Raw genomic sequence first — 22,789 nt, forward strand, 5'->3', positions numbered from 1 at the left:
CAAAGTTGGATAGCAATCTATGAACCAATTCAAAATCGCAATCATCGGCGAATGCATGGTAGAGCTGCAGCGCAAAGATGAACTACTAAAGCAAAGCTTTGGTGGTGACACATTAAACACAGCTCTATACCTGTCTCGTCTGACTCAAGGTCGTGACATTCAGGTGAGCTATGTTACTGCTCTGGGCAACGACCCATTCTCTGCTGAAATGATCAACGCATGGTCAGAAGAAGGCATCGATACCTCTCTTATTCCACGTCTGAATGACAAGATGCCAGGCTTATACCACATCGAAACTGATGAAACTGGTGAGCGTACTTTCTTCTACTGGCGTAGTGATGCTGCGGCAAAGTTTGTTTTTGATCAGCAAGATAGCGCGACGCTTATTGAATCACTGCTAGAGTACGATGCGGTTTACCTAAGCGGTATCACCTTAGCTATCTTGACTGAAAACGGTCGCGAAAAGCTATTTAGCTTCCTTGAACAATTCAAGGCGAAAGGCGGTAAAGTTTTCTTCGACAACAACTATCGTCCAAAACTGTGGTCTGACCGTTTAACGGCAGTAAAAACTTACAAAGCTATGCTAGGCTTCACCGACACTGCTCTTCTAACATTTGAAGACGAGCAAGAGCTATTCGGTGATATGTACGTTGAACAGTGTATCGAGCGTACAAGCCAAGCTGGCGTAGCTGAAATTGCAATCAAGCGTGGTGCAAAAGAGTGCCTAGTGATTGCAAACGACAGTGCAAATTATGTTGCGCCGAAGCCAGTAGACAACGTTATTGATACAACGGCTGCTGGTGATTCATTCAGCGCAGGTTACCTTGCTAAACGCCTAACTGGCGGTGATGCGCTTGCATCTGCAGCAATGGGACACAAAGTCGCGGGTACAGTTATTCAACACCGCGGTGCTATTATTCCTAAAAACGCAACTCCAACTCTTGATTAGTAGGACAAATAACATGACGACATTAAACGAACAGCTAGCAAGCTTAAAAGTAATCCCAGTAATTGCGATCAACAAAGTTGAAGATGCAATTCCACTAGGTAAAGCGTTGGTAGACAACGGCATGCCTTGTGCTGAAATCACTTTCCGTACAGAGTGTGCAGCAGAAGCTATCGCTGTCATGCGTAAAGAATTTCCAGAAATGCTAATCGGTGCTGGCACCGTACTAACTAACGAGCAAGTAGACCAAGCGATCGATGCTGGTGTTGACTTCATCGTAAGCCCAGGTTTCAACCCACGCACAGTACAATACTGCCTAGACAAAGGTGTTGCTATCGTACCTGGCGTTAACAACCCAAGCCTTGTTGAACAAGCAATGGAAATGGGTCTACGTACACTTAAGTTCTTCCCAGCTGAGCCATCAGGCGGCGTTAACATGCTAAAAGCACTAACAGCGGTATACCCTGTTAAATTCATGCCTACTGGCGGTGTAAGCCTTAAGAACGTTGATGATTACCTATCAATCAAATCTGTTCTAGCGTGTGGTGGTACTTGGATGGTACCAACTAACCTAATCGACGAAGGTCGTTGGGAAGAGCTAGGCCAGCTAGTTAAAGATGCAGTAGCGCACGTTAACTAATCGAGCTATCCTCTCATTTATCGGGAACAAAGCGAGCCTCCGGGCTCGCTTTTTTTGTCCCACAAATAAGGCAGTAATCTGCTCACATGCGATGCAAACCATTACATTCTCAATTGACCACGCCTATCAACCTTCAATCCTTGTCACAGCTTGACTTACACTTAACTAACTGTTTATTAGAGCATTTAATTTGTGACAAAATATGTTCTACAAATAACCCCAAACAAAGATGCGTGCCCCATCACACTTTAGGCGTATTGTATTACAAAAGTACAAGGAAATTCTTTACTATAATCGACAGTATGAATGATATAAGGCTGAAACATGACTATTGATACTCTTGTAGTACTCGCCTACTTCTTTTTCCTAATCGCTATCGGTTGGATGTTCCGTAAGTTCACGACATCGACAAGTGATTACTTCCGAGGGGGCGGTAAAATGTTGTGGTGGATGGTGGGTGCTACCGCCTTCATGACACAGTTTTCAGCATGGACGTTTACAGGTGCCGCAGGACGCGCATTCAACGACGGTTTCGTTGTTGTAATCCTATTCTTAGCCAACGCGTTTGGTTATTTCATGAACTACCTCTACTTCGCACCGAAGTTCCGTCAACTACGTGTAGTGACGGCGATTGAAGCGATTCGTCAACGCTTCGGTAAGACTTCAGAGCAGTTCTTCACTTGGGCTGGTATGCCAGACAGCTTGATCTCAGCAGGTATTTGGCTGAACGGTCTAGCGATCTTCGTGGCAGCGGTATTCAACATCCCAATGGAAGCAACAATTGTTGTTACTGGTCTAGTACTGATGCTAATGGCAGTAACAGGTGGTTCATGGGCGGTTGTAGCGTCTGACTTCATGCAAATGTTGGTTATCATGGCTGTGACAATCACTTGTGCGGTTGCAGCATACTTCCACGGCGGTGGTCTAGGAAACATCGTAGACAACTTCCACGGCGACTTCATGTTGGGTAACAACCTGAACTACGTGAGCATCTTTATCCTTTGGGTAGTGTTCATCTTCGTTAAGCAGTTCGGTGTTATGAACAACAGCATCAACGCTTACCGTTACCTATGTGCAAAAGATAGTGAAAATGCGCGTAAAGCAGCGGGGCTTGCATGTATCCTAATGGTTGTTGGCCCACTAATCTGGTTCCTTCCACCATGGTACGTAGCAGCATTTATGCCTGACTTCGCTGACCAGTATGGTTCAGTAGGCGGTGACGCAGCTTACCTAGCATTCGTACAAAACGTAATGCCAGCAGGTATGGTGGGTCTACTAATGTCAGCAATGTTCGCCGCGACTATGTCTTCTATGGACTCTGGTCTAAACCGTAACGCTGGTATCTTCGTGATGAACTTCTACAGCCCAATCGTGCGTCCACACGCATCGCAAAAAGAGCTGGTTGTAGTCAGTAAGCTGACGACTATCATGATGGGCTTCATCATCATCGGTATCGGTCTGTTCATTAACTCGCTACGTCACCTAAGTCTATTCGACATCGTACTTAACGTTGGTGCTCTAATCGGCTTCCCAATGCTAATCCCTGTACTACTTGGTATGTGGATTCGCAAGACTCCAGACTGGGCAGGTTGGGCAACACTTATCGTTGGTGGTTTCGTTTCTTACATCTTCGGTATCTCACTACAAGCTGAAGACATCGAAAACCTATTCGGTATGGAACAAGCACTAACTGGCCGTGAGTGGGCTGACCTGAAAGTTGGCTTGAGCCTAGCAGCACACGTAGTGTTCACTGGTGGCTTCTTCATCCTAACGACGAAGTTCTACCGTGGCCTATCACCAGAGCGTGAGAAAGAAGTTGAGCAGCTATTCACAAACTGGAACACACCACTTGTGGCAGACAGTGAAGAGCAGCAAAACCTAGATACGAAACAGCGTGGTATGCTTGGTAAACTAATCAGTACAGCTGGTTTTGGTATCCTAGCAATGGCACTGATTCCAAACGAGCCAACAGGACGTCTACTGTTCCTACTATGTGGTTCGATGGTACTGACTGTAGGTATTCTACTGGTTAATGCTTCTAAGTCAGGTGGCGCGAAGAAAGCACAAGCTGCAAACTAACGTTACCTAGACTAATTGTGAGCCCTGCATCTTAGATGCGGGGCTTTTTTTATTCCCAAATCATAGAAGTACTAATGTGTGACTAACACCAAGCCAGTGCTCTAAATGACTGACTCACATCAAGGTGTCAGGTATAATCAACAACAATTAGAAAGACTATTCAGAGCGTGAAATGGAAAAATCGACTCAACCAGAAGCGGTATCTTCCGTACTAAAAGTATTTAATATTCTCTCAGCATTAGCGGAGCAGAAAGAGATCGGTGTTTCCGAATTATCTCACCGATTAATGATGTCAAAAGCCACTACTTATCGTTTTCTACAGACTATGAAAACGTTAGGTTTTGTTGAGCAAGAGGGCGAGGCAGATAAGTATGCATTGACCCTAAAACTGTTCGAAGTCGGCTCAAAAGCACTTGAGCACGTTGACCTTGTTGATCTAGCAAACAAAGAAATGCTCAATATTATCAAGAGCATCAATGAGACAGTTCACCTTGGCGCAATTGATGAAGACTCTATTATCTACCTACATAAGATAGATTCTAGCTACAATCTTCGAATGCATTCTCGTGTTGGTCGTCGTAACCCGCTCTATAGTACTGCAATTGGCAAAGTATTAATGTCGCACATGTCGGAAGAAGAAGTGCGTTCTCTACTCGCTGGTGTAGAGTTCAAAAAGCATACCGAGCATACGCATGAGAATATAGAACCACTGATCGAAGAGCTAAACCTCGTCCGTGAGCAATATTTCGGTGAAGATAATGAAGAGCAAGAACCAGGTCTTCGCTGTATCGCAGTGCCTGTTTATGACCGATTTGGTGATGCCATTGCTGCAATTTCGGTTTCTTTCCCAACAATTCGCTTCGATGAAGAAAAGAAGCAGGAGTACATTGCCTTGTTGCATGCAGCGGGTAGAAATGTCTCTGAACACTTGGGTTATCACAACTACCCAGTTTAAATTGCAGTAGCCCCGCATCATGCGGGGCTTTCTATTAGATTCCTCTCTAGTTAGACCGATTTACTAAGAAGCAATATCGAGCGGGTTGCTATTTTGGACTATCTGCGAACTCGAAGTAGAGTGTAAATCCCAATCCATAATATTGCTTGAGCTGGTATTGTTATAGAGCAGTTTATCACTGACACTATTTAGGATTGTCGCCGCTCGCCAAGCGGCTAAGCTCAATTGGGGCTCAATAATACCGTGGTTGTGAGTACCCGAGTTCACGACAAATAGTTTGCTGTCAGTCGGCAGCTTCCAAAACGCCGCATAATCCTCATTCAATAAAGGACGGCCCAGCTCATCAAGTTGTAGCTGTTCAGCAATGTTCTCTAAACAAGGAGCTAGCACTCGCTTGAATCCGGTACAAAGAATCACGACATCAGCCTGTAATGCCTTAATATTACTAGTAATTCCATGCTTGAGTGTGAGCTGATTTAGCTCCCCTGCTGTTTCTAAACCCACCAGTTCCTGATGAGGCTGAATGCTCCACCACTTAGGGTTTTGCAGCACATATTTGTCATGATACAGGCTCTGATAAAGTGTACTCAGGCAATCGTCTGTAATACCGTCGCTGGTGAGTTTTTGCCGAGAGACTTCGCGTGCTTGCTGCGCTTTGTCCAGATGATAGAACTGATTCACGTAATCTGGCATAAAGAATTGATCGCTGAAACAGCTCTCATCCAACCCTTCTAGATTTGCTCGGCGAGATACCCAATCAAGCTGACGTGGCTTACCAAAGTCACCCGCAAAGATATGCTGAAAAATGTCAGCGCCAGTTTGTCCACCACCTATAATCACCACTCGCTTGCCACGAAGATCTGGTTTACGTTGCATCATTTCGTGAGCGTGGAAACAGTTGTCGCTTAGCTTATCCTTTGCACAATCCGGAACGACAGGTTGGGTTCCGGTCCCTACTACAAGATGTTTGCTAGTGAGAGTCTGCCCGTTGGACTGAATAACAAAATGATCGCCTTCGAAACGCACATCACTCACCCCAGCATCGAACTGGGTGTTTGGCAGCTGTTTGGCAACCCACGCCATATAATCTGAGAACTCTAGACGAGAAATCATAAAGTCTCCGCGCGCCGTAAACGGATAAAACTTCTGTTTTTGTACCAAATAGTTCAAAAACGAGTATGGGCTTGTTGGGTCAACCGCGGTGACTAAGTCTTTTAAGAAAGAGGTCTGCATCTTGGCATGGTTGAGGAGCAATCCGGGATGCCACGCAAACTCTGGCTTTCGCTCCAAAAACTGCGTGTTGAGTTCCGACTTCGGTGCTGCTAGCGCAGCAATACTTAGGTTAAACGGACCAATGCCGACACCTACTAAATCATAATCTATTGTTTTCATTCTATTGCCTACCTAGCCTGGGACGTATAAAACTCAAAGAAGCGTTCGCGCTTGCATTGCAGCATCGCCGCTCTCTTATGTGGGAAATCGAAATCAAACAGATGCTCAAACCCAATCCGTTCGGTGAGTGCGAGGACTTTTTTGTTATCCGCTCTTGGCTCTCCCATTACATTGTTGGTATGGGAGTTAACCAGGAAGCAGTAGTGCACTATGCCTCTAGACCAAACTGAGAAATATCGCCAACCGCGAAAACGAGGATTAGCCGAGAGCATATGTACGCCCCGGTCAAAGTCTTGCGCTTGATAGTATGGCCCTAAGCGATCTTCTGGCGTCCAGTAGATTTCAAAGTACCCAAATGGCACCCCATCAAACTCACCAATAACTGGAAACTGATGAGGATCCGATTCCATTTTAGTTAAGTAGTCGATATGGTCTTGGTGAGACCCTTCCAATTCCCATACAGGCGAAATCGCAGGATCATTGTGCCAACGATTGAAGCACTCAAGATCTCTGGAAAGCGACGCCTTTCGAAACGTCAGCACCTTGTTCATACCGTAGATATAGCGGCGATAAAAAACGTCTACTGGCTTAATGGGTCTCGGCGGATGAGTTAAACCATTACTTGCTTCTAACCTATTTTCTTCGGTCGGATTATCATCTGGGTGATGCCAAATTGGGGCATGTTCCAAAAAACTCGCTCTCGTCATTCGTTGCTCAGTATCAAGACAACCTCGGACAAACTCCGGTGCGTGTTCACAGGTGATTTGTTGACAATCCAGCGCAAAGAAAGCGTGCTCTACACCAGACCAATAAATAAGCGGGTCATCAGTATCGACGTTGACAGAGATAACACCGTTAGTCTCATGTACGTTTAAAAGACCGCGTTCAATCCCATTGGTTTTAAGAGACCATTGATTAATCGCTAACGGATAAATCGCAACATCAGAGCCATCTGGCAGGGGCTTTACGCAATCAGGGAGCGCGCCCTCACTGAGCGGGTTAGGGATCTCACGATAGATCTTAGTCGGGTCGCTTAGTGTCGCTTCATTGTGCTCTTCGACAAAACATAAAAAGTTTCGCTTCCAGTGCAGGGTATCTGAGTTCAGCAAGTAGCTATAAAAACTAGAGTCAACCGGAGATGCTGCTGCCAACGCCGCTAGCCTTTCTCGGCATACCTGATACAGCACTTGTTCTGTCACCATACCGCTTGCCGCAATGGCAGCCACTGTGTTGATCAAAGAGTTGCCAATCAGATAATAGGCAAGGTAAGGATTCACAAACTCACCTTCCATGAAATATTCTGGCTTTTCACCCTCAAACACTGAAGCAAAGCGCTCTAAAGCAAGTTCTGTCACGCCACTGCCTTGGCAGTCACGATACATCATGCCCGCTGGCATTCCGTTATCAACTCGCAAAAGTATGTTCTGTTGATGGGCCAGCATAACCACACCGTAATCGCTGCGCGCGACACAAAGTGGCGCAATGACGTTTTGCATAAATGCACCAATCCAATCGCATGCCGCTTGATGTTGAGAAATGCCTTCACGCTGCGCGACTTGCTCAATCCAACTAACGACCTGAGCTTGCTGCTGCCCCACGCAGACTTGATTAACCGTAGCAAGCAGATGAGTTTGGTCTTCATTGACTGCAGCGCTCGCCAGTTGGGTACGTTTTTCGGCAAAGAATGGATTATCGCGCAAACTAATCAAAGGCAAGTCTAACCCCTCTCCTTGTGGGTTTGTGACCGTTGCCCACGCAGGCTCTTCGATAAAGGTCGTCGTTGGTAAGCGCTGAGCCAGTTCATGTCCGGCTTCGTTTGCTAATAAACGACTAAACAGAATACCGCGTTTTGCCTCTTTAACTGACAGCAAGCGCAGCGAATTGGTCAGCTTGATAGGGAGTGAAACCTTGAGCATCCAGGGCATATCCGGATGATAAATAGCACGGGTCGAAGAGGTCGCCCGCCATCCTGCACTACTTATGTTCAAATCTACCATGTCGCTGCCCATCGCGGCGAAGTCATCGCTCTCTCGCCATGCCTTTGCTTGCAAAGGGTGCATTGGGAAAGCCACATGACTTTCTGCGATATTCGGTCGCTTGCTATCCGCAATGCTTAGCTTAAATAGCGTCTCCAGTTTGGAATGAGCGGATTCCCCAACCGACTCTGACATCAAGCGCTCTTTCGCGACGGAAAACCACTCTATCGCAAAGCTATTTTCAAACTCTGGCAGGTATACTGCCTGCTCCTCTTGAGTCAGTGGCGCACAGCTTTTTGGTGTTGGGTGCATGCTATGGCCACCAATCAGCGACTGTTCCGAATCAATAAAGGTCACTGGCTCACCAGTACCACGTTTTTGTTTTGATAGACTCGCTCGCTGAATATACTCATCCGATGCACCAACGCGCTGGATGAGTCGATCTCGCTTCGCCGCATCGCCATCATCGTAGTTTGCTAACACCCAATCTAGCGCTTCTGGGAAAGAGAGAGACTGGCAGTGATCATCTTGATTGAGGTAAAGCGTCCCTTCATACCGATGACGGCCCGTTGGTGAGCAATAGCTAAGTGGCAACCAAAGCTGGGCATTATTGAGCTCAAAGGTCGCGCACTGTGCCGATTTGTTGTTGATTTGGCAGAGATTCGTACTTCCCTGCATATCGACGAATAAACTGTTAAAAAAAGACTGAAAAGTCAGTGAATGTGTCATGTTTTGCTAATCCTTAGTGCTCGTCTAACCAATAAGTGACTTGGTTAGGTCCGTGCCAAACTTGAGTATGTGCGCTCACACTGCCTCTGTTTTTAGTTCGCTTTTCTATTGGTGTTCCGAACACCATAAAGCCCACGGGGACGTGTACTTGAGTGAGTCCGAGTAACTGTCGAATACCCGGCAACTCAATCGCATCGGTGGAGTACCAAACGCCGCCAAAACCAAGTTGATCGGCGGCGAGTAAGGTCATCTGACACGCTGCCGCCGCTGAGAGCAGTTGATCTTGTTTGCTCACTTCGCGATGCTCTTGCACCTTCGCAGAGATTAGAACTAGGCTTGGCGCCTTAGCGAGATAGTCCGCTAGTCGATTCGCTTGCGCGGTTGATACCTGTTTGTCGTGTGCGAGCCACGCATCACGTAAGTTCGCGATCATATGAGGAATTTGTGATGGCTCGATCACCAAGAAATGCCAAGGTTTGAGTCTGCCATGGTCTGGAGTGCTCATTGCCGCCTGAAGAATGGCTCGCATTTGCTTATTGTCGGGCGCAGGCGCGCACATCTCGTGCACGTGATAAGACACGCGCTGGTATAGATAACTGAGTGCTTGTTTCATTGTTATATTTCTTGAGCCAACTGACGTTTAATAGAAGGTTATCGTACTTAAAGTCAATCTAGATACTCACCTCCATCAGTAGAGGTGAGCCATAATTTGACTAGAACTCAGCACTGTAGCTAAGTGCGAAGGTTCGACCTTGACCGTTGTATTTGAACAACTCTGGTGCCGATACCGCGCTGTAGAGCACTTGAGCTCGTTGACTCCAGATCGTTTCGTATGTTGTATTGAATAGGTTCTCAATACCGAAGTTAATCTGACCAACAGGCAGCATGTAGTAGCTAGACAGGCCCACGATGTTGTAACCATTTAGCTTGTTGTTATCGGCATCTTCATAGTCAGCCAGTGACTGCAAGAACACTTCCACACCATAATCAAGGTTGTCATAACCTACGCGAGTCACCGCGCTTGATGGGCTAGCAAACTGAACGGTCATATCCTGCCAAGCACCTTGGTTCTTCTCTTCGCTGCGGATCCACTGACCTTGTACACCAGCGTAAATATTCTGAGTGAAGTAGTAATCAAACTGGCCTTCAATACCGTAGATTCGGCTCTCTTCACTGCCCACGTCCAACGTCAGATCACTGGTATTAATCTTCTGCGTTTTATCCGATAGCGAGTAGTAGCCTGCAATCTGAGTTTGATAGTTATTACCGCTGGCACGCCAACCCAGCTCGATCGAGTTCGTTTTCACCCCTGGTAGCGGTGTATTATTGATGTTAACGCTGTTAGTTAGTGTTGCGTGTCCTGGGTTGGATGTCAGATCATAGGTGCCTTTTCCGTAAAATTTTGCAGGGTCCGGTACGTTAAATCCTTGGCTAAAGTTTGCCCATAACTGTTGGTTATCCGCTAAGTCGTAAACACCACCAGCATTAAACAACCAAACGTCTGTTGATGAGCTGCCACCAGGAATGGCGTCGGCACCAGAGAGTAAACCCGCTGCTACATACTCTTGCTGCGATAAGCCAACGAAGTCGCTGACATCAAAACGAGTCTTCTGATAACGCACGCCACCGGTTAGTAACCAATCTTCTGCCACGCGCCAGTTAGCCTGAGCAAACAGCGCTGCGTTTTGCGTGTCGATATCCGGATAGCGCTGCAATTCACGAAGCTTTTCAAACTCCATCGCACCAGACGCCATCGCTTTTTGCAGATCAAATACGCGCTGCTTTGCACTGAAGGTTTCCGAGGCATATTCACCACCGTAATTGAGTGCCACATCCTGCCACTCTTTTTGCAGCATCAGCTTACCGCCAAAGATGCTAGTGTCCTGAACCGAAGAGCCGTACATCGGTGTCGTTGTGTCAGGGAATGGGAAGAAGCCCAATGACTCGCTGCGATAGTAAAGCTGAGCAAGCAAGGCGTGGTCTAACACGCTGTCATGTTTGTATTGCGCATTCACAAAGACGCGTTCTGTATGTGGTTGCTCGTCGAGCTTAAGTCCTTTGCGGATCTCAATCAGCTCAGGAAAACCAAATAGACCGGCTAAGTTAGGACCTAAGTAGGCACCATACTCGGTATCTTGCTGACTATCGTAGTACTGTGCTGTTAGAGAGAGCGATTGCAGCTCATCAATATTGACCTCCAGATTGCCCATGACATCGATAGCTTGGTTGAACTGCATATCGGTCTGAGTGATATCTGGCATGATCATGTTACCGTCACCATCATAAGCGGCCCCCTTGCCCTCATAAGCGACAGAGAGTCGACCCGCAACAGTCTCATTACCACCAGAGATAGCGAGCGCCGCTTGTTTAGTCAGATCTTCACTGCTGTTAAAGCCAGATACACCTCCGACTCGCGCTTCCACTTTGGTGTCGCCAGCCTCTCCTTTCTTGGTGATGATGTTGATGATACCGCCCGATGCACCCGCGCCAAACAATGCCGTGGCACCAGATAAAACCTCAACTCGAGCAATATTGAAGGGGTCAATACTGTCAAACTGACGACTGATTTCACGTGTCGAGTTAAGCGATACTCCGTCAATCATGACTAGTGCAGAACGACCACGAAGATTCTGTGAATAGTTGGTTCGACTACCACTGCCAAAATCAAACCCTGGGATTAAGCGACCTAATGCACCTTTCAAATCCGTCCCGGCATTGATGTGCTTTTCTAGCTCTTTTTGATCAATAACCCACATAGTGGTTGCAGAATCTGCAATCGTGGTTTGAATCTTAGTACCCGTGACAATCACAGTATCCAGATCGTTCTTTGGCTCGGCGTAAACCGTGCTGTGGACTAAAAGAGCTAAGGAGCTTAGGGGAAGTCCCTTTCTCACTAGAGTGTTCATAATGTTCCTTTATTTTTCTGATATAGACATAGTTGAAGGTGACAATGACGTGCTACCGATAGCGCACATCGAGATCAAAAGAAGTAAGGCAAATAGGGCTGATGCATGGAGCGCATTTACGCCCAGGGACAAAAACAGTGCCGTGGCTCCCGTTCCGAGCAGATGCCCTATGGAGTGGCTTTGAGCAATCAAACCACTGACAGACACCTTGCTTATGCGCTCATCCGCATTGTGATACGTTACTTGGCTATACCAAGTAGGAAGAGCCGACACCGCCAATGCCAATCCCACTCCTGCCATCACAAAAACTGGGTAAGTCGCTGGTTTGGAGATGATTAAAACGGTGAATACAAGCAGCCCAAGAACCATCAAGCTGATACGCACCCTAATAAATTTGGCGAGTAAGGGCATCAGCACAGCTTGACCAAATAAGGCAACGATCGAGACACCAAGTAGAAACATTGCCAGTTGGTGACTCGCCTCTGCAGGCGTAGGGATCAGACGGTGAACCTCAGGAGCTAGCGCTAACTGAAAACTGGCAACCCAAGCGGTGGTTAGCAGAGCACAAATGAGCGTCCAAATTGGGGCAAGTTTAAGCCTTTGCATAACAGGCAAGACCTGGGACTTGTGGTCTTGTCTATTGTTGTCAGTAGACGGACATTGGAAGTAACTCCACAACATGGGGAGAAGCGGTACCACCAGTATCAGCAGCCAGTTTATGGGGATAAGCGCTAAGCCCGGTCCGATTAAACGACCGAGTGTTAGTGCACTGCTTGCTCTAGAGAGCTGTTTATACTGCGAAGCATGGTCATGGTTCTGAGCCAATATATATCCATGAGCAATAGGGAGAAATGCACTGGAAAAATACCCCATTGCAAATCTTGTCGCGCCAAGAATAATCAAAGATAACCAATGCCAAGATAAATCAAACGACAATAGCATTAATACAACAATAAAAATCACGCTAACTAAAGCATAACCCGCAAAGGCAAGACGAGCGCTAACCGCAAAACCATCACTTGTTATTTTATTAGGCCAATAGATTGAACCAATAAAATAACTCAGCAAATTAGCGTTCAATAAAATTATGACGCCAGACCATTCTAACGAACTACCAGATATGCCTAACACATCTGCTACATACGGCAGAAAACTAAATAATAAAGTCTGATTTAGCCCCATTGAGAGCAGGGCACCTAACATCCACATGGCTACAAGAGTGCAACAAAAGTTACGTTAATGATAATAATTATCACTATGATTGTTGATCTCACTATCGTTTGTCAATACATTATCTATAAATTGTTTAACATTTATATTGATAGCATTATCAGATAGATAGCATAGAAGAGGTTCATAGTAGTGAGAAACCAACGTTGGGAAGTGGCTAACCAGAAGCTAATGGCTAAAGCATTTAGTGAGCTAGATTTTGAGGATTTATTTGAATTCGATACTCTAATGCAGACTAAAGAAGGCATTGAAAATATAGAGATTGTTTTAAATGGACAACGCTGGTCTTATCAAGCAAAGCAAAGTATTTGGGGGATGAGAAACCCAATTTCTGGCTCAATTAAATGTAACGACAAAAATAACCCTACAATTACTCAGCTTTTGATTGATCTACAAAAAACGGTTTCGATTAATGATATTGATCTATCAGGTCTTTTAGAAGAAATACAGCAAACACTGTTCAGTGAAATTAATCGGCTGGAGATATTAGATAAGGTGACAAATCAGGATATTGTCTATTGCTCTGAAATTCAAAGACAAAAGTATCTCGATGCACACCCTAAAGTCATTGCTAATAAAGGCCGATTAGGTTGGGGAGAAGCAGAACTTGCGCGGTACTCACCAGAAACAAGCGAAGGCTTCCAACTCAGATACATCGCTATCAAGAAGCATTTGTGTCACTTCGGCTTTCGCTCTGACCTTACTCCGCTTGATGTACTAAGCAAAACAATGTCTGAGCAAGACTACTCAGGCCTTGTCACCAAGATCCCACAGCGCGACCTGAATGAATATCTCGTGCTTGCCGTTCATCCATGGCAATACCAGCGCTTTATCACTATTCAGTTCCAAGAGTACCTCCAAAATGAAGACATCATTGATCTCGGCTTGGTTGGCGGAAGCTGGATCCCTCAACAATCCATTCGTACGCTGAGCACGTTAGACCAGTCTGTGCCATATGATGTGAAAACCGCGCTCACCATACTCAACACCTCCTGCTATCGCGGCATACCCGGAAAGTACATTCAGCAAGGACCCGAGATTTCCAAATGGCTAGCAAACATCGCAAGCCGTGATCCTCTCCTGAAGAAAACCGGCCTTCATGTTCAACAAGAGCTAGGGGGCGTTTACTGCCCTCACCCCTACCAATCCAAAATCGAAGGTGCATACCGCTACAGCGAAATGCTGGGCTGTATTTGGCGAGAGCGAGCTGAGGCAGTGCTGAGTGATAACCAAAGACCACTCTCTATGGCGACACTCATGCAAGACGATGGGCAAGGTAATGCGTGTATTAATGAACTTATCGCTTCATCAGGCCTATCTCATGAACAGTGGTTGCGAGCTATGTTTTGGCATGTTGTCATACCAATTTACCATCTAATGTGTCGCTATGGTGTCGGTCTTGTTGCCCACGGCCAAAACGTGACACTTGTATTGGAAGATAACATTCCAACTGGCTGTATTATCAAGGATTTCCATGGGGATCTTCGATTGGTCGATCAACCGTACCCCGAACTAGCGTCCCTAGAGCAAAGCATTCAAGACAACCTCACCCGTTTGCCACCGCACTATTTGGTTCATGACTTGCTCACTGGCCATTTTGTTACTGTGCTACGCTTTGTCTCTCCTTGGCTAGAGAGTGAAGGGATTTCAGAGGCACTGTTTTATGGCTACTTGGCAGATGAAGTAAAAACGTATCAGACATCGCACCCTGAACTCAAAGAGCGCTTCAAACAGTTCAACTTACTCAGCGAAAGCATCGACAAGATCTGTCTCAATCGAGTTCGCTTCAAAATTGGCTACGGTGATAGCAGTGAACGCCCTTTGCCTGAGCTTGGCAAACCTATCCCTAACCCGCTGCTCATTGGGCTTACCACGCTAGACAAACAGCAGTGCTAGATAAACGCTAGCCAGCACAATTATGCTGCTTTGTGAACCGTCAGAGCAGCATTTTAAATTAAGCGACTCAATCGTTGTTAACTCATTGTATTTATGGAACTAAGCAGATAGTCTGGCTCTACCATAGCTAACATCGGAGCCGTTCATGCAGTACCCGAAACCACTATTAGCTGGCAGTACCATAGGTATCACCGCATTTTCCTCTGGCATCGCGCCTCAGCATCTTTCACGCTTCGAATGCGTAACTAAACACCTTGAATCTCTCGGCTTCAACCTTGTGATTGGCAATTGTCTATTCGACAAAGGGAAGCATGTTAGTGGCACCGCGACTGAACTAGCGGATGAGTTAATGTCTATGTTACTGGACGACCACATTGACGCTATTTACCCACCGTGGGGTGGAGAAGTCGCAATGGAGCTTCTGCCACTTATCGACTTTGAAAAACTCACTACCGTTCGCCCTAAGTGGATTCTCGGTTTTTCGGATGTCAGTACCATCTCTGCGGTCTTCGCGAGTAAACTTGACTGGGCAACCGCCCATTGCTCGAACTTAATGGACCTCTCGCCAAATGCGATTGACCCACTGACTTCAAGCACCATAGCCAATTTAGGCACCCCATTAGGCGAAAGCTTCATACAAACAGAGCAAACTCACTATGCAAGTCGATGGCCCGACTTTGTCAACGCACCAGAATCAGGACTCAATCTCGACACACCAACACAATGGCGCTGGCTCAATCAGCCAAAATCAGGAAATACAGTGGAAGGAAGATTGATTGGTGGATGTTGGGATACCCTATCGCACCTGTTTGGTACTGAGTATCTCGATCTAGACGCGTTCGCGAATAGATTTCCCGAAGGTGTTGTCTTGTATTTGGAGAATGCAGAAATGCCGCCAACAGAAGTGGTTAGAACGCTGCTCAGCATGAAATTTCGCGGCGTATTTTCTAACATCAGCGCACTGCTTATTGGACGCAATGCGGCCCCTGACTCGGGCAACCCGAACGACCTAGGCTACTATGAGGCTTTAGAAACTCACTTAAAAGAGCTCGACATACCTGTAATGATTGATCTCGACATTGGTCATCGACCTCCCAACCTGACTCTCATCAACGGTTGCAAGGCTCGTATAGATCTAACTGATACGCTTGGTACCCTCACACAAACATTAAGTTAATCACGGACACTTTGTTCCAAATCCCCCATTGCCTGTCGAACTAGTCTATTAAGGCTGGTTCGACTGTTCTAATTGCTGTTCACATAGCTCGACTTTGAGCTTAATGATTTCCGCTTGCTGATCAGCCGTCACCGCATGCGCCGAGAGCCCTGAATGGTTACTTCCACCAGCAGCGAAACTTGCCAAGGATAGTGCAGCAAGAGCATTAGCTTCATTGTGACTGGCTTGAACTCCTGAAGGGTCGCATCCATTCTCTGGCGTGGGCTCCACAACAGCACATCCCCCAACGACTAGAGAGATACAAAACAAAATTAACGTTCTCATAAAATGGTTTCTCACAGGTAGCTCGCTAGAGCTTTCGGCACTATCAATCGATAGGGCGCGTAAAAAACCAAGTCTGAATGAATTTTGTACTGCGAACAAAATGGGTCCTATAGGAACACGGCATAGAACACGGTTCACTCCTAGCTAGCAACCCAAATCAGTGACCATCATCAATAGATACCAACACAGAACAAACTCGCTGGATGATGTCAGTCTTGAAAACGTTCTAATAGCTAAACTTGTGAAAATAAATGAAAGGCGAGGGTTCAATTAGAACACTCGCCTTTCTGTTTAGTTTAGCTTTTAGCCTTATTGGTACTCAGGGTAATCGATATACCCTTTTTCATCGCCGCCATATAAGCTTAAACGAGCATCCGCATCAAACTCGGCCAGCGGCCAGTCGTTTTTGAAGCGAGCAACAAGATCTGGGTTGGTTACATAAGGCGTACCAAACGCAACAAGATCCGCATAGTTGTTCTCTAGTAGTGCTGTTGCGCTCTCTTTGGTGAGTTTGCCCGCAATCATAATTGGATTCGGGTAGATATCACGAACCTCTTTACGGAATGCCTCTGGTGCTTCCACGTAGCGCGAGATATTCTCTGAGAAGTGTACGTAGGCGAGATTCATCGGTGCTAATGCAACCAATGCCTTTTTCACGACATCAACAATCTCAGGATCTTCATCAGCGAACCCCTCCATCACGTGTGGAGAGACACGAATTGCCACTTTGTCGCCGCCAATCTCATTCACAACAGCTTGCATTACCTCAACCAAGAATCGAACGCGATTCTCTTGTGAGCCACCGTATTGGTCTGTGCGCTTGTTGCTAGAAAGACGCATAAACTGGTCAAGCAAGTAACCGTGCGCAGCATGGATTTCAATACCGTCGAAGCCCGCTTCAATCGCGTTTTTCGCGGCTTGTACATAATCGGCAATAGTTTGCTGAATATCTTGCTCAGTCATTGCGCGAGGTTCGCCAGTCTCAATCATACCGAAGCCACCTTCTGGTAGCGGACCGAATACTTGGTCAGCTTCTTTAATCGCCGACGCAGACAAAACCTGCTCACCCGTGATGGATTCATGGCTACGACGGCCCACATGCCAAAGCTGAATGAATACTTTGCTGCCTTGGTCATGGATCGCTTTCGTGACTTTTTTCCAACCATCGATGTGCGCTTGAGTATAGATACCCGGGGTCATCGAGTAACCACGACCAATGGCCGAGATCGGCGCACCTTCTGTGATGATCAGACCTGCATTAGCGCGCTGTGCGTAGTAGGTTGCCATCATGTCATTCGGTACATCGCCAGGCTGAGTCGTGCGCGAGCGTGTCATAGGCGCCATTGCAATGCGGTTGCTTAACTCAAGTTGACCGTAGTTGAAGTTAGAAAAGATCATGTCGTATGTCCTCAATATCGTAATGGGGATAGTTTAGCGATGAGTGACGTTTAGATTTAGAGCAATAATCGCAAATGGCTTTTGTCAAAATCGCAAAAGCCATGTTTCTATAAGGAGGAATAAAGCTAGAGCGATAACCTAGGTTGAATAAACTCAATAAAAGCCGTGATACGCCTTGCGACCGAAGACGAGCGATAGTACACGGCGTTGACTTGTTCGCGGCCAGTGGTCGTCAATTTATCAGACTCAAGCAATGGCACTAACCTGCCCTCCTCAATATCCTTTTTGACCATAAAGCCAGACATACAAGCGATACCATTGCCTGCCAACGCAAGCTGTCTGACGGTTTCACCATTGCTAGAAACCATGCTGGGTTGAATCGTCGGAGTACCAGGCAGCGGCCACTGGTTTAACACCTTAGCGCCCACAAACCCTATTAAGCTGTGAGTACCAAGATCGCTTACCGATTTCGGATATCCTCGCTGAGCTAGGTAATCGGGAGAGGCCACGAGAAAGAGCAGACTTTTTCCGAGCGGCTTGGCGTGCAAAGTTGAGTCCGTGAGTTTACCGATTCGAATCGCGACGTCCGTCCGCTTCTCCAGCAAATCCACGAAGCCTTCGTTGGAGGTTAGCTCTAACTCTATATCAGGATATTCCTTATTAAACTCGGCAACCAACGGTACTAATTGATGAAGTACAAAAGGACTGGCGGCATCGACCCTGAGGCGACCTTTCGGAAGCTCTCCTCTTGCGACAATATCCTCTTCAGTTTGCTGAAGAATACGCAGACCCTCTCTAACCCCATCGACAAACTGTCTACCTTCATCGGTGAGCTCAATACGTCTCGTGGTTCGATTAAGAAGCGTTACACCTAGCTGAGTTTCAAGCTTACTGACACTGCGAGAGACCTTCGCTACTTGAATATCTAGAGCCTCTGCGGCTGCGGAAAAGCCACCGCTATCAATAACAGACAGCAGTATTTCTAAATCATCAGAACGGGTGAGCATATTTATTTCATTAATGACAAAAGTAAGCTCTAAGTGTATATCAATTTGGCAATGATCGGCGAGACAGATCGCGAGCGAGTATCAGAGCAAGCCCCAAAATCTGCAGGAAAACAGCGATGTTCTTGTAATACGCCATTTCCTCTTCAATACTCGCAAGCGTTTCAGATAGCCCTAGATTATCAAGATAAAGCTCATCGATGAGTTCACGTTGCGTGTCTTGAGCACTATTGATCATGGCCATTAAATCGTTGAGGTGTTTACTGTGGATCGGTGGGACTTGTGCCGTAACCCACTGAGATAGCTGAACCCTTAACATATCGGCTATATCGGGATCGATGTTATTACCGTCTAGATGTATTAGCAGAGCTTCACGCTTTCTCTCTAAAGTTTCCACCTGATTCCATGCCAGTTGCATCGAGTATAAGTTGGCTTCTTTGCGCTCCTGAATCATCGCAATGTCACTCGACATTTTATCTAGCACCTGGCTAGACAACACAATAGCCATGACGTTCAGAATAAGGCCTATTGAGACCATCACCCATGCGGGTGGCAGGAGCGAGCGCATCATCAAAGTAGCCTATCGAACGGAAGATAAAAAAGATTAGAGACAATCAAACCCGCCATGGCAAAAATTGTCACCTTCATTCCTCTAACGCGACCTTTAAAGCGCTTATTGAGAATACCATCCGCGTGCATCCAACGCCCCACCAGAAAGCTTACCCCAATAACGTGAATCCAAACTGCTGGCGCACCATTATATTCAACCAAAGCCATTAGAATTAACGTAATCGGAATATAGTCTACGGCATTGCCTTGTGCACTGCGCGCAATCTGCAGCGATTCAACACCTCCATCAGCATACGCGACTTGGTTAGACCTGCGTTGCTTGATGACTTGAAAAGATAACCAAATCATCAAAGCGGCAAGCAGTGACGCATAAAGTGCTGTAATCATTAATATCCCCTAATTTTTCGTCAGTATTGCTCAGACAAGTGTCTAACTTGCTGATATAAACAGATAATACTAGTCAGTGTAGCCGAGAATTCTAGGTTCTCCACTGACAGAACTGGCATAAAATCAACTAGGTACCTAACCTTATAGATGCAAAAACGAGAATTAATGACCAAGCTGGGATGGTACGAGTGAAAATGTATCTAATGCTGTTAGCCCTTCTTGTCTCGGCACCTGCTGCTACCTATGCAAGTTGGTTTAACGAACACAATATCGATAAGTTTGATCGAATTGAAACTCATCGAGTGTGGGGTTTTGGAGATTTAGTCGACAATAAGTTCACTACATTTGGTATACGCTGCGATGACCGCTCCAAGCTTCTTGTTACGTTTGGCCTTGCTCAGGAGCTCGACAATGAAAACGCTAAAGTTGACCTAGCGTTTCGAGTCGACCAAAACGAGCCACTTTTTTTTGAGGGACAGTTGTTCTCGAATAGCAAAGAGTCTGGGTTTGTGAGAGCAACGAAAGAGAATTTGGCGCTTATTAATCGCTTAATACTGCAAAGTAAACAAGGCAAGAACGTAGATGTAAGAGCATCAAATAAAGAGCAGAGCCAATTTGTTGAATACTCTGTATCGCTTGACGGGTTTACAAAGTTTAGCCATGACACTCGCGAGGCATGCGGAGTTGGGACGGTAAAATTGGCAGTCACGCCGAAAGACAAAGCCGAGCTCATTAGGTTGAGACAACAACTTAAAGATATCGAAAAGAAAATAGCAGAAATAGAAGCGAAGTACTCGACAGGATTCTAATAAGCCCTTTAGCGGATAATTCCGCTAAAGGGCTTAACGACGTTTAGCCTCGGTATTTATAGAATACCGTTGATAGTGGTGGCAGTTTAAGTGATAGCGATTGAGGTTGAGATTCACTCTCTACAGCCTCAGTCTCTGCCACTTGAACAACGCCAAAATCACTACCTGCATACAAGGCATCATCGGTACTTAGCAGTAACTCATAGCGACCTGCTAATGGCACACCCAAACGGAATGCTTCGTGAGGAACTGGTGTAAAGTTACTGATCACCAATACACGTTCACCATCTTCACTGATACGCTCGTGCGCCAAGATGCTCGCCTCTGCAGCATCTTGTAGTCGCCACTCAAAACCTTTCGGATCTGAGTCTTGATCGAACAGAGCTTTTTCAGCGCGATACAGCAAGTTCAAATCTTTCGTCAGTGCTTTCACACCTTGGTGGCGCTCAAAATCAAGCAAGAACCATTGAAGCTGGTCATCGTGGTTCCACTCACCCGTTTGACCGAACTCGGCACCCATGAAGTTTAGCTTCTTGCCTGGCTGAGCGTACATATAACCAAGATAAGCGCGTAGGTTCGCTGTTTGCTGCCACTCATCACCTGGCATCTTGTTATGGATTGAGCGCTTACCGTACACCACTTCATCGTGCGATAAAGACAGTACATAGTTTTCGCTATGAGCATAAACAAGCGGGAACGTGATGGTATCGTGGTGGTATTTGCGGTGAATTGGATCCTCTTGAATATACGATAGACTGTCGTGCATCCAACCCATATTCCACTTAAACCCAAAGCCTAGGCCGCCCGCAAAGGTTGGCGCCGATACGCCTGGGAAAGCGGTAGATTCTTCAGCGATCGTCATGGCATTCGGGAAGTGCTTGTACACTTCTTCGTTCATCCACTTCAGTGTTGCAATCGCATCATAGTTCTCTCGACCACCGTCTATGTTCGGAATCCACTGATCGTGGCTACGCGAGTAATCGAGATAAAGCATCGATGCAACGGCATCCACGCGAATACCATCGATATGGAATTGCTCAAACCAGTACAACGCGTTAGATACCAGGAAGCGGCGAACATGTTCACGACCTAGGTCATAAATGTACGAGTTCCAATCTTGATGCCAACCGCGGCGTGGATCCGGATCATGGAACAGTGGCGTGCCATCAAAGTTCGCTAAGCCGTGATCGTCCGATGGGAAGTGTGCTGGAACCCAATCGAGTACCACACCAAGGCCCGCTTGGTGACACTGATCAACAAAGTACTTGAAGTCATCTGGTGAACCAAAACGACTGGTTGGTGCAAACAAACCTACTGGCTGATAGCCCCATGAACCGTAGAACGGGTGCTCAGAAACTGGCATCAGTTCAACGTGGGTGTAGCCCATATCGGTTAAATAAGGAATCAGTTCGTCGGCAAGTTCACGATAATTTAGGAAGTCACCGTTGTCATTACGTTTCCAAGAGCCAGCGTGCAGCTCATAGAATGATAGTGCTTCTTTGCGTTTTTCTGTTACCGGGCGCTGCTGCCAATTGGCATCTTGCCAGTCATAACGGTCATGATTATAAGTAACAGAAGAAAACGATGGGTACTGCTCAGAGTAGAAACCCCATGGATCCGCCTTATGTGGCAGGCCTTCACCATCAGGACCTTTTAGCTCAAACTTGTATTGAGTGCCCTCTGGCAAATTCGGAATGAAAATACCCCAGATCCCGTAGTCGAGTCTCTGCATTGGGTTGCGACGTCCGTCCCAAGCGTTGAAATTACCAACGATACTGACGGCAGAGGCATGTGGTGCATACACCAAGAAACGGGTACCTTCGACTTGCTTACCGTCTCTCTCTTGCGAAATGAACTGTGCCCCCATCTGGTGGTACATTTCTTTCGGCGTGTGTAGCTCTTCGTATTCGGCATATAATCCGTGGTATTGGTATGGATCGTCGAGCAACTGCTCGGTGCCATTCCAATCGACAGCCAACTGATAATGGGTAAATCGTAAATCAAGGTCCGATTCAAGGACAAACCCCGACGCCTGATCTCGCACCATTGGCATTCTTGTGCCATCTTCCAAAACAACCGCGACAGCGTCTGCGCCTGGCATCCAAACTCTAAGCGCATGTGTCTCATCCTGTAGGTATGGACCTAAGAATGAGAATGGGTCAGCAAACGATGCACTCGAGAGTAGATCGTACGCCTTTTGTTGTCTTTTAAGCCCTTTTTTGTTCAACGTTCATCTCCCTCGACCTAACACTCTGCCCCCCCTTTTTATTGTTGAGTCTTAGCCAGTGGCTAAAACGTCGGGGGCAAGAAATAAAAAGCCCGCGATACGCGGGCTATCTGCAAGGTTTCATTGTACTGGAAACACGATGTA

The 22,789-nt window shown here is 46.5% G+C and carries 18 protein-coding genes; 7 read left to right on the forward strand and 11 right to left on the reverse strand.

Features of this window, described 5'->3' with window-relative positions; all coding sequences use genetic code 11:
* Positions 1-19 precede the first annotated feature (19 nt).
* The 4 genes from LY387_RS19350 to kdgR all read left to right on the forward strand — a co-directional run bounded on the left by LY387_RS19350 (position 20) and on the right by kdgR (position 4,620).
* A complete protein-coding gene (locus LY387_RS19350) occupies positions 20-949 on the forward strand; it encodes a sugar kinase (protein WP_128648386.1) in 930 nt (309 codons plus the stop codon).
* 13 nt (positions 950-962) lie between these two features.
* Positions 963-1,586, forward strand: coding sequence for a bifunctional 4-hydroxy-2-oxoglutarate aldolase/2-dehydro-3-deoxy-phosphogluconate aldolase (locus LY387_RS19355; protein ID WP_042474720.1), 624 nt, complete (start codon positions 963-965; stop codon positions 1,584-1,586).
* Between the two features lie 324 nt (positions 1,587-1,910).
* Entirely contained in the window at positions 1,911-3,665 is a 1,755-nt protein-coding gene (locus LY387_RS19360; RefSeq protein ID WP_234497477.1) for a sodium:solute symporter family protein, read from the forward strand.
* A 172-nt stretch (positions 3,666-3,837) separates the two neighbouring features.
* Positions 3,838-4,620, forward strand: coding sequence for a DNA-binding transcriptional regulator KdgR (kdgR, locus tag LY387_RS19365; RefSeq protein WP_234497478.1), 783 nt, complete (start codon positions 3,838-3,840; stop codon positions 4,618-4,620).
* A gap of 63 nt (positions 4,621-4,683) precedes the next feature.
* Here kdgR and LY387_RS19370 read toward each other — a convergent pair whose 3' ends face one another.
* The 5 genes from LY387_RS19370 to LY387_RS19390 form a co-directional block, all read right to left on the reverse strand.
* A complete protein-coding gene (locus LY387_RS19370; protein WP_234497479.1) occupies positions 4,684-6,012 on the reverse strand; it encodes a lysine N(6)-hydroxylase/L-ornithine N(5)-oxygenase family protein in 1,329 nt (442 codons plus the stop codon).
* A gap of 8 nt (positions 6,013-6,020) precedes the next feature.
* The gene (locus LY387_RS19375; RefSeq protein WP_234497480.1) at positions 6,021-8,717 is read right to left on the reverse strand and encodes a GNAT family N-acetyltransferase; all 2,697 of its coding nucleotides are present in this window, start codon (positions 8,715-8,717) and stop codon (positions 6,021-6,023) included.
* 13 nt (positions 8,718-8,730) lie between these two features.
* Positions 8,731-9,330: a nitroreductase family protein gene (locus LY387_RS19380; protein ID WP_234497481.1), complete on the reverse strand. Its 600-nt coding sequence runs from the start codon at positions 9,328-9,330 to the stop codon at positions 8,731-8,733.
* Between the two features lie 100 nt (positions 9,331-9,430).
* Positions 9,431-11,623, reverse strand: coding sequence for a TonB-dependent receptor (locus LY387_RS19385; protein WP_234497482.1), 2,193 nt, complete (start codon positions 11,621-11,623; stop codon positions 9,431-9,433).
* 9 nt (positions 11,624-11,632) lie between these two features.
* Entirely contained in the window at positions 11,633-12,826 is a 1,194-nt protein-coding gene (locus tag LY387_RS19390) for an MFS transporter (RefSeq protein WP_234497484.1), read from the reverse strand.
* A gap of 159 nt (positions 12,827-12,985) precedes the next feature.
* Here LY387_RS19390 and LY387_RS19395 point away from each other — a divergent pair, with 159 nt between their 5' ends.
* A complete protein-coding gene (locus LY387_RS19395; protein WP_234497486.1) occupies positions 12,986-14,749 on the forward strand; it encodes an IucA/IucC family protein in 1,764 nt (587 codons plus the stop codon).
* Positions 14,750-14,894: 145 nt separating this feature from the next.
* On the forward strand, positions 14,895-15,926 hold the full coding sequence (locus LY387_RS19400; RefSeq protein WP_234497488.1) for a S66 family peptidase: 1,032 nt from the start codon (positions 14,895-14,897) through the stop codon (positions 15,924-15,926).
* 48 nt (positions 15,927-15,974) lie between these two features.
* Here the strand turns inward: LY387_RS19400 and LY387_RS19405 are convergent, their stop codons facing one another.
* The 5 genes from LY387_RS19405 to LY387_RS19425 form a co-directional block, all read right to left on the reverse strand.
* Complete coding sequence (locus tag LY387_RS19405) at positions 15,975-16,250, reverse strand: hypothetical protein (protein ID WP_234497489.1); 276 nt, start codon at positions 16,248-16,250, stop codon at positions 15,975-15,977.
* Between the two features lie 309 nt (positions 16,251-16,559).
* The gene (locus tag LY387_RS19410) at positions 16,560-17,648 is read right to left on the reverse strand and encodes an alkene reductase (protein ID WP_234497490.1); all 1,089 of its coding nucleotides are present in this window, start codon (positions 17,646-17,648) and stop codon (positions 16,560-16,562) included.
* Positions 17,649-17,773: 125 nt separating this feature from the next.
* Positions 17,774-18,655: a LysR family transcriptional regulator gene (locus LY387_RS19415; protein WP_234497491.1), complete on the reverse strand. Its 882-nt coding sequence runs from the start codon at positions 18,653-18,655 to the stop codon at positions 17,774-17,776.
* 40 nt (positions 18,656-18,695) lie between these two features.
* Positions 18,696-19,220 carry a DNA mismatch repair protein gene (locus tag LY387_RS19420; RefSeq protein ID WP_234497790.1) on the reverse strand — a complete coding sequence of 175 codons (525 nt, stop codon included), beginning with the start codon at positions 19,218-19,220 and terminating at the stop codon, positions 18,696-18,698.
* Positions 19,221-19,222: 2 nt separating this feature from the next.
* Positions 19,223-19,609: an MAPEG family protein gene (locus LY387_RS19425; protein ID WP_234497492.1), complete on the reverse strand. Its 387-nt coding sequence runs from the start codon at positions 19,607-19,609 to the stop codon at positions 19,223-19,225.
* 188 nt (positions 19,610-19,797) lie between these two features.
* Between LY387_RS19425 and LY387_RS19430 the strand changes: the two genes are divergently transcribed.
* Entirely contained in the window at positions 19,798-20,418 is a 621-nt protein-coding gene (locus tag LY387_RS19430; RefSeq protein WP_234497493.1) for a hypothetical protein, read from the forward strand.
* A 43-nt stretch (positions 20,419-20,461) separates the two neighbouring features.
* Here the strand turns inward: LY387_RS19430 and glgB are convergent, their stop codons facing one another.
* Complete coding sequence (glgB, locus tag LY387_RS19435; protein ID WP_234497494.1) at positions 20,462-22,645, reverse strand: 1,4-alpha-glucan branching protein GlgB; 2,184 nt, start codon at positions 22,643-22,645, stop codon at positions 20,462-20,464.
* Positions 22,646-22,789 lie beyond the last annotated feature (144 nt).

The sequence above is a fragment of the Vibrio maritimus genome (assembly GCF_021441885.1).
GTDB classification, from domain to species: domain Bacteria; phylum Pseudomonadota; class Gammaproteobacteria; order Enterobacterales; family Vibrionaceae; genus Vibrio; species Vibrio maritimus_B.

Bases quoted from the DNA above. Each gene is read 5' to 3' on its own strand.
- LY387_RS19370 (WP_234497479.1), bottom strand. From the start codon at position 6,012: ATGAAAACAATAGATTATGATTTAGTAGGTGTCGGCATTGGTCCGTTT.
- LY387_RS19360 (WP_234497477.1), top strand. From the start codon at position 1,911: ATGACTATTGATACTCTTGTAGTACTCGCCTACTTCTTTTTCCTAATC.
- LY387_RS19390 (WP_234497484.1), bottom strand. From the start codon at position 12,826: ATGTTAGGTGCCCTGCTCTCAATGGGGCTAAATCAGACTTTATTATTT.
- LY387_RS19410 (WP_234497490.1), bottom strand. From the start codon at position 17,648: ATGATCTTTTCTAACTTCAACTACGGTCAACTTGAGTTAAGCAACCGC.
- LY387_RS19380 (WP_234497481.1), bottom strand. From the start codon at position 9,330: ATGAAACAAGCACTCAGTTATCTATACCAGCGCGTGTCTTATCACGTG.
- LY387_RS19400 (WP_234497488.1), top strand. From the start codon at position 14,895: ATGCAGTACCCGAAACCACTATTAGCTGGCAGTACCATAGGTATCACC.
- LY387_RS19375 (WP_234497480.1), bottom strand. From the start codon at position 8,717: ATGACACATTCACTGACTTTTCAGTCTTTTTTTAACAGTTTATTCGTC.
- LY387_RS19405 (WP_234497489.1), bottom strand. From the start codon at position 16,250: ATGAGAACGTTAATTTTGTTTTGTATCTCTCTAGTCGTTGGGGGATGT.
- LY387_RS19355 (WP_042474720.1), top strand. From the start codon at position 963: ATGACGACATTAAACGAACAGCTAGCAAGCTTAAAAGTAATCCCAGTA.
- LY387_RS19425 (WP_234497492.1), bottom strand. From the start codon at position 19,609: ATGATTACAGCACTTTATGCGTCACTGCTTGCCGCTTTGATGATTTGG.
- kdgR (WP_234497478.1), top strand. From the start codon at position 3,838: ATGGAAAAATCGACTCAACCAGAAGCGGTATCTTCCGTACTAAAAGTA.
- LY387_RS19420 (WP_234497790.1), bottom strand. From the start codon at position 19,220: ATGCGCTCGCTCCTGCCACCCGCATGGGTGATGGTCTCAATAGGCCTT.
- LY387_RS19350 (WP_128648386.1), top strand. From the start codon at position 20: ATGAACCAATTCAAAATCGCAATCATCGGCGAATGCATGGTAGAGCTG.
- LY387_RS19385 (WP_234497482.1), bottom strand. From the start codon at position 11,623: ATGAACACTCTAGTGAGAAAGGGACTTCCCCTAAGCTCCTTAGCTCTT.
- LY387_RS19415 (WP_234497491.1), bottom strand. From the start codon at position 18,655: ATGCTCACCCGTTCTGATGATTTAGAAATACTGCTGTCTGTTATTGAT.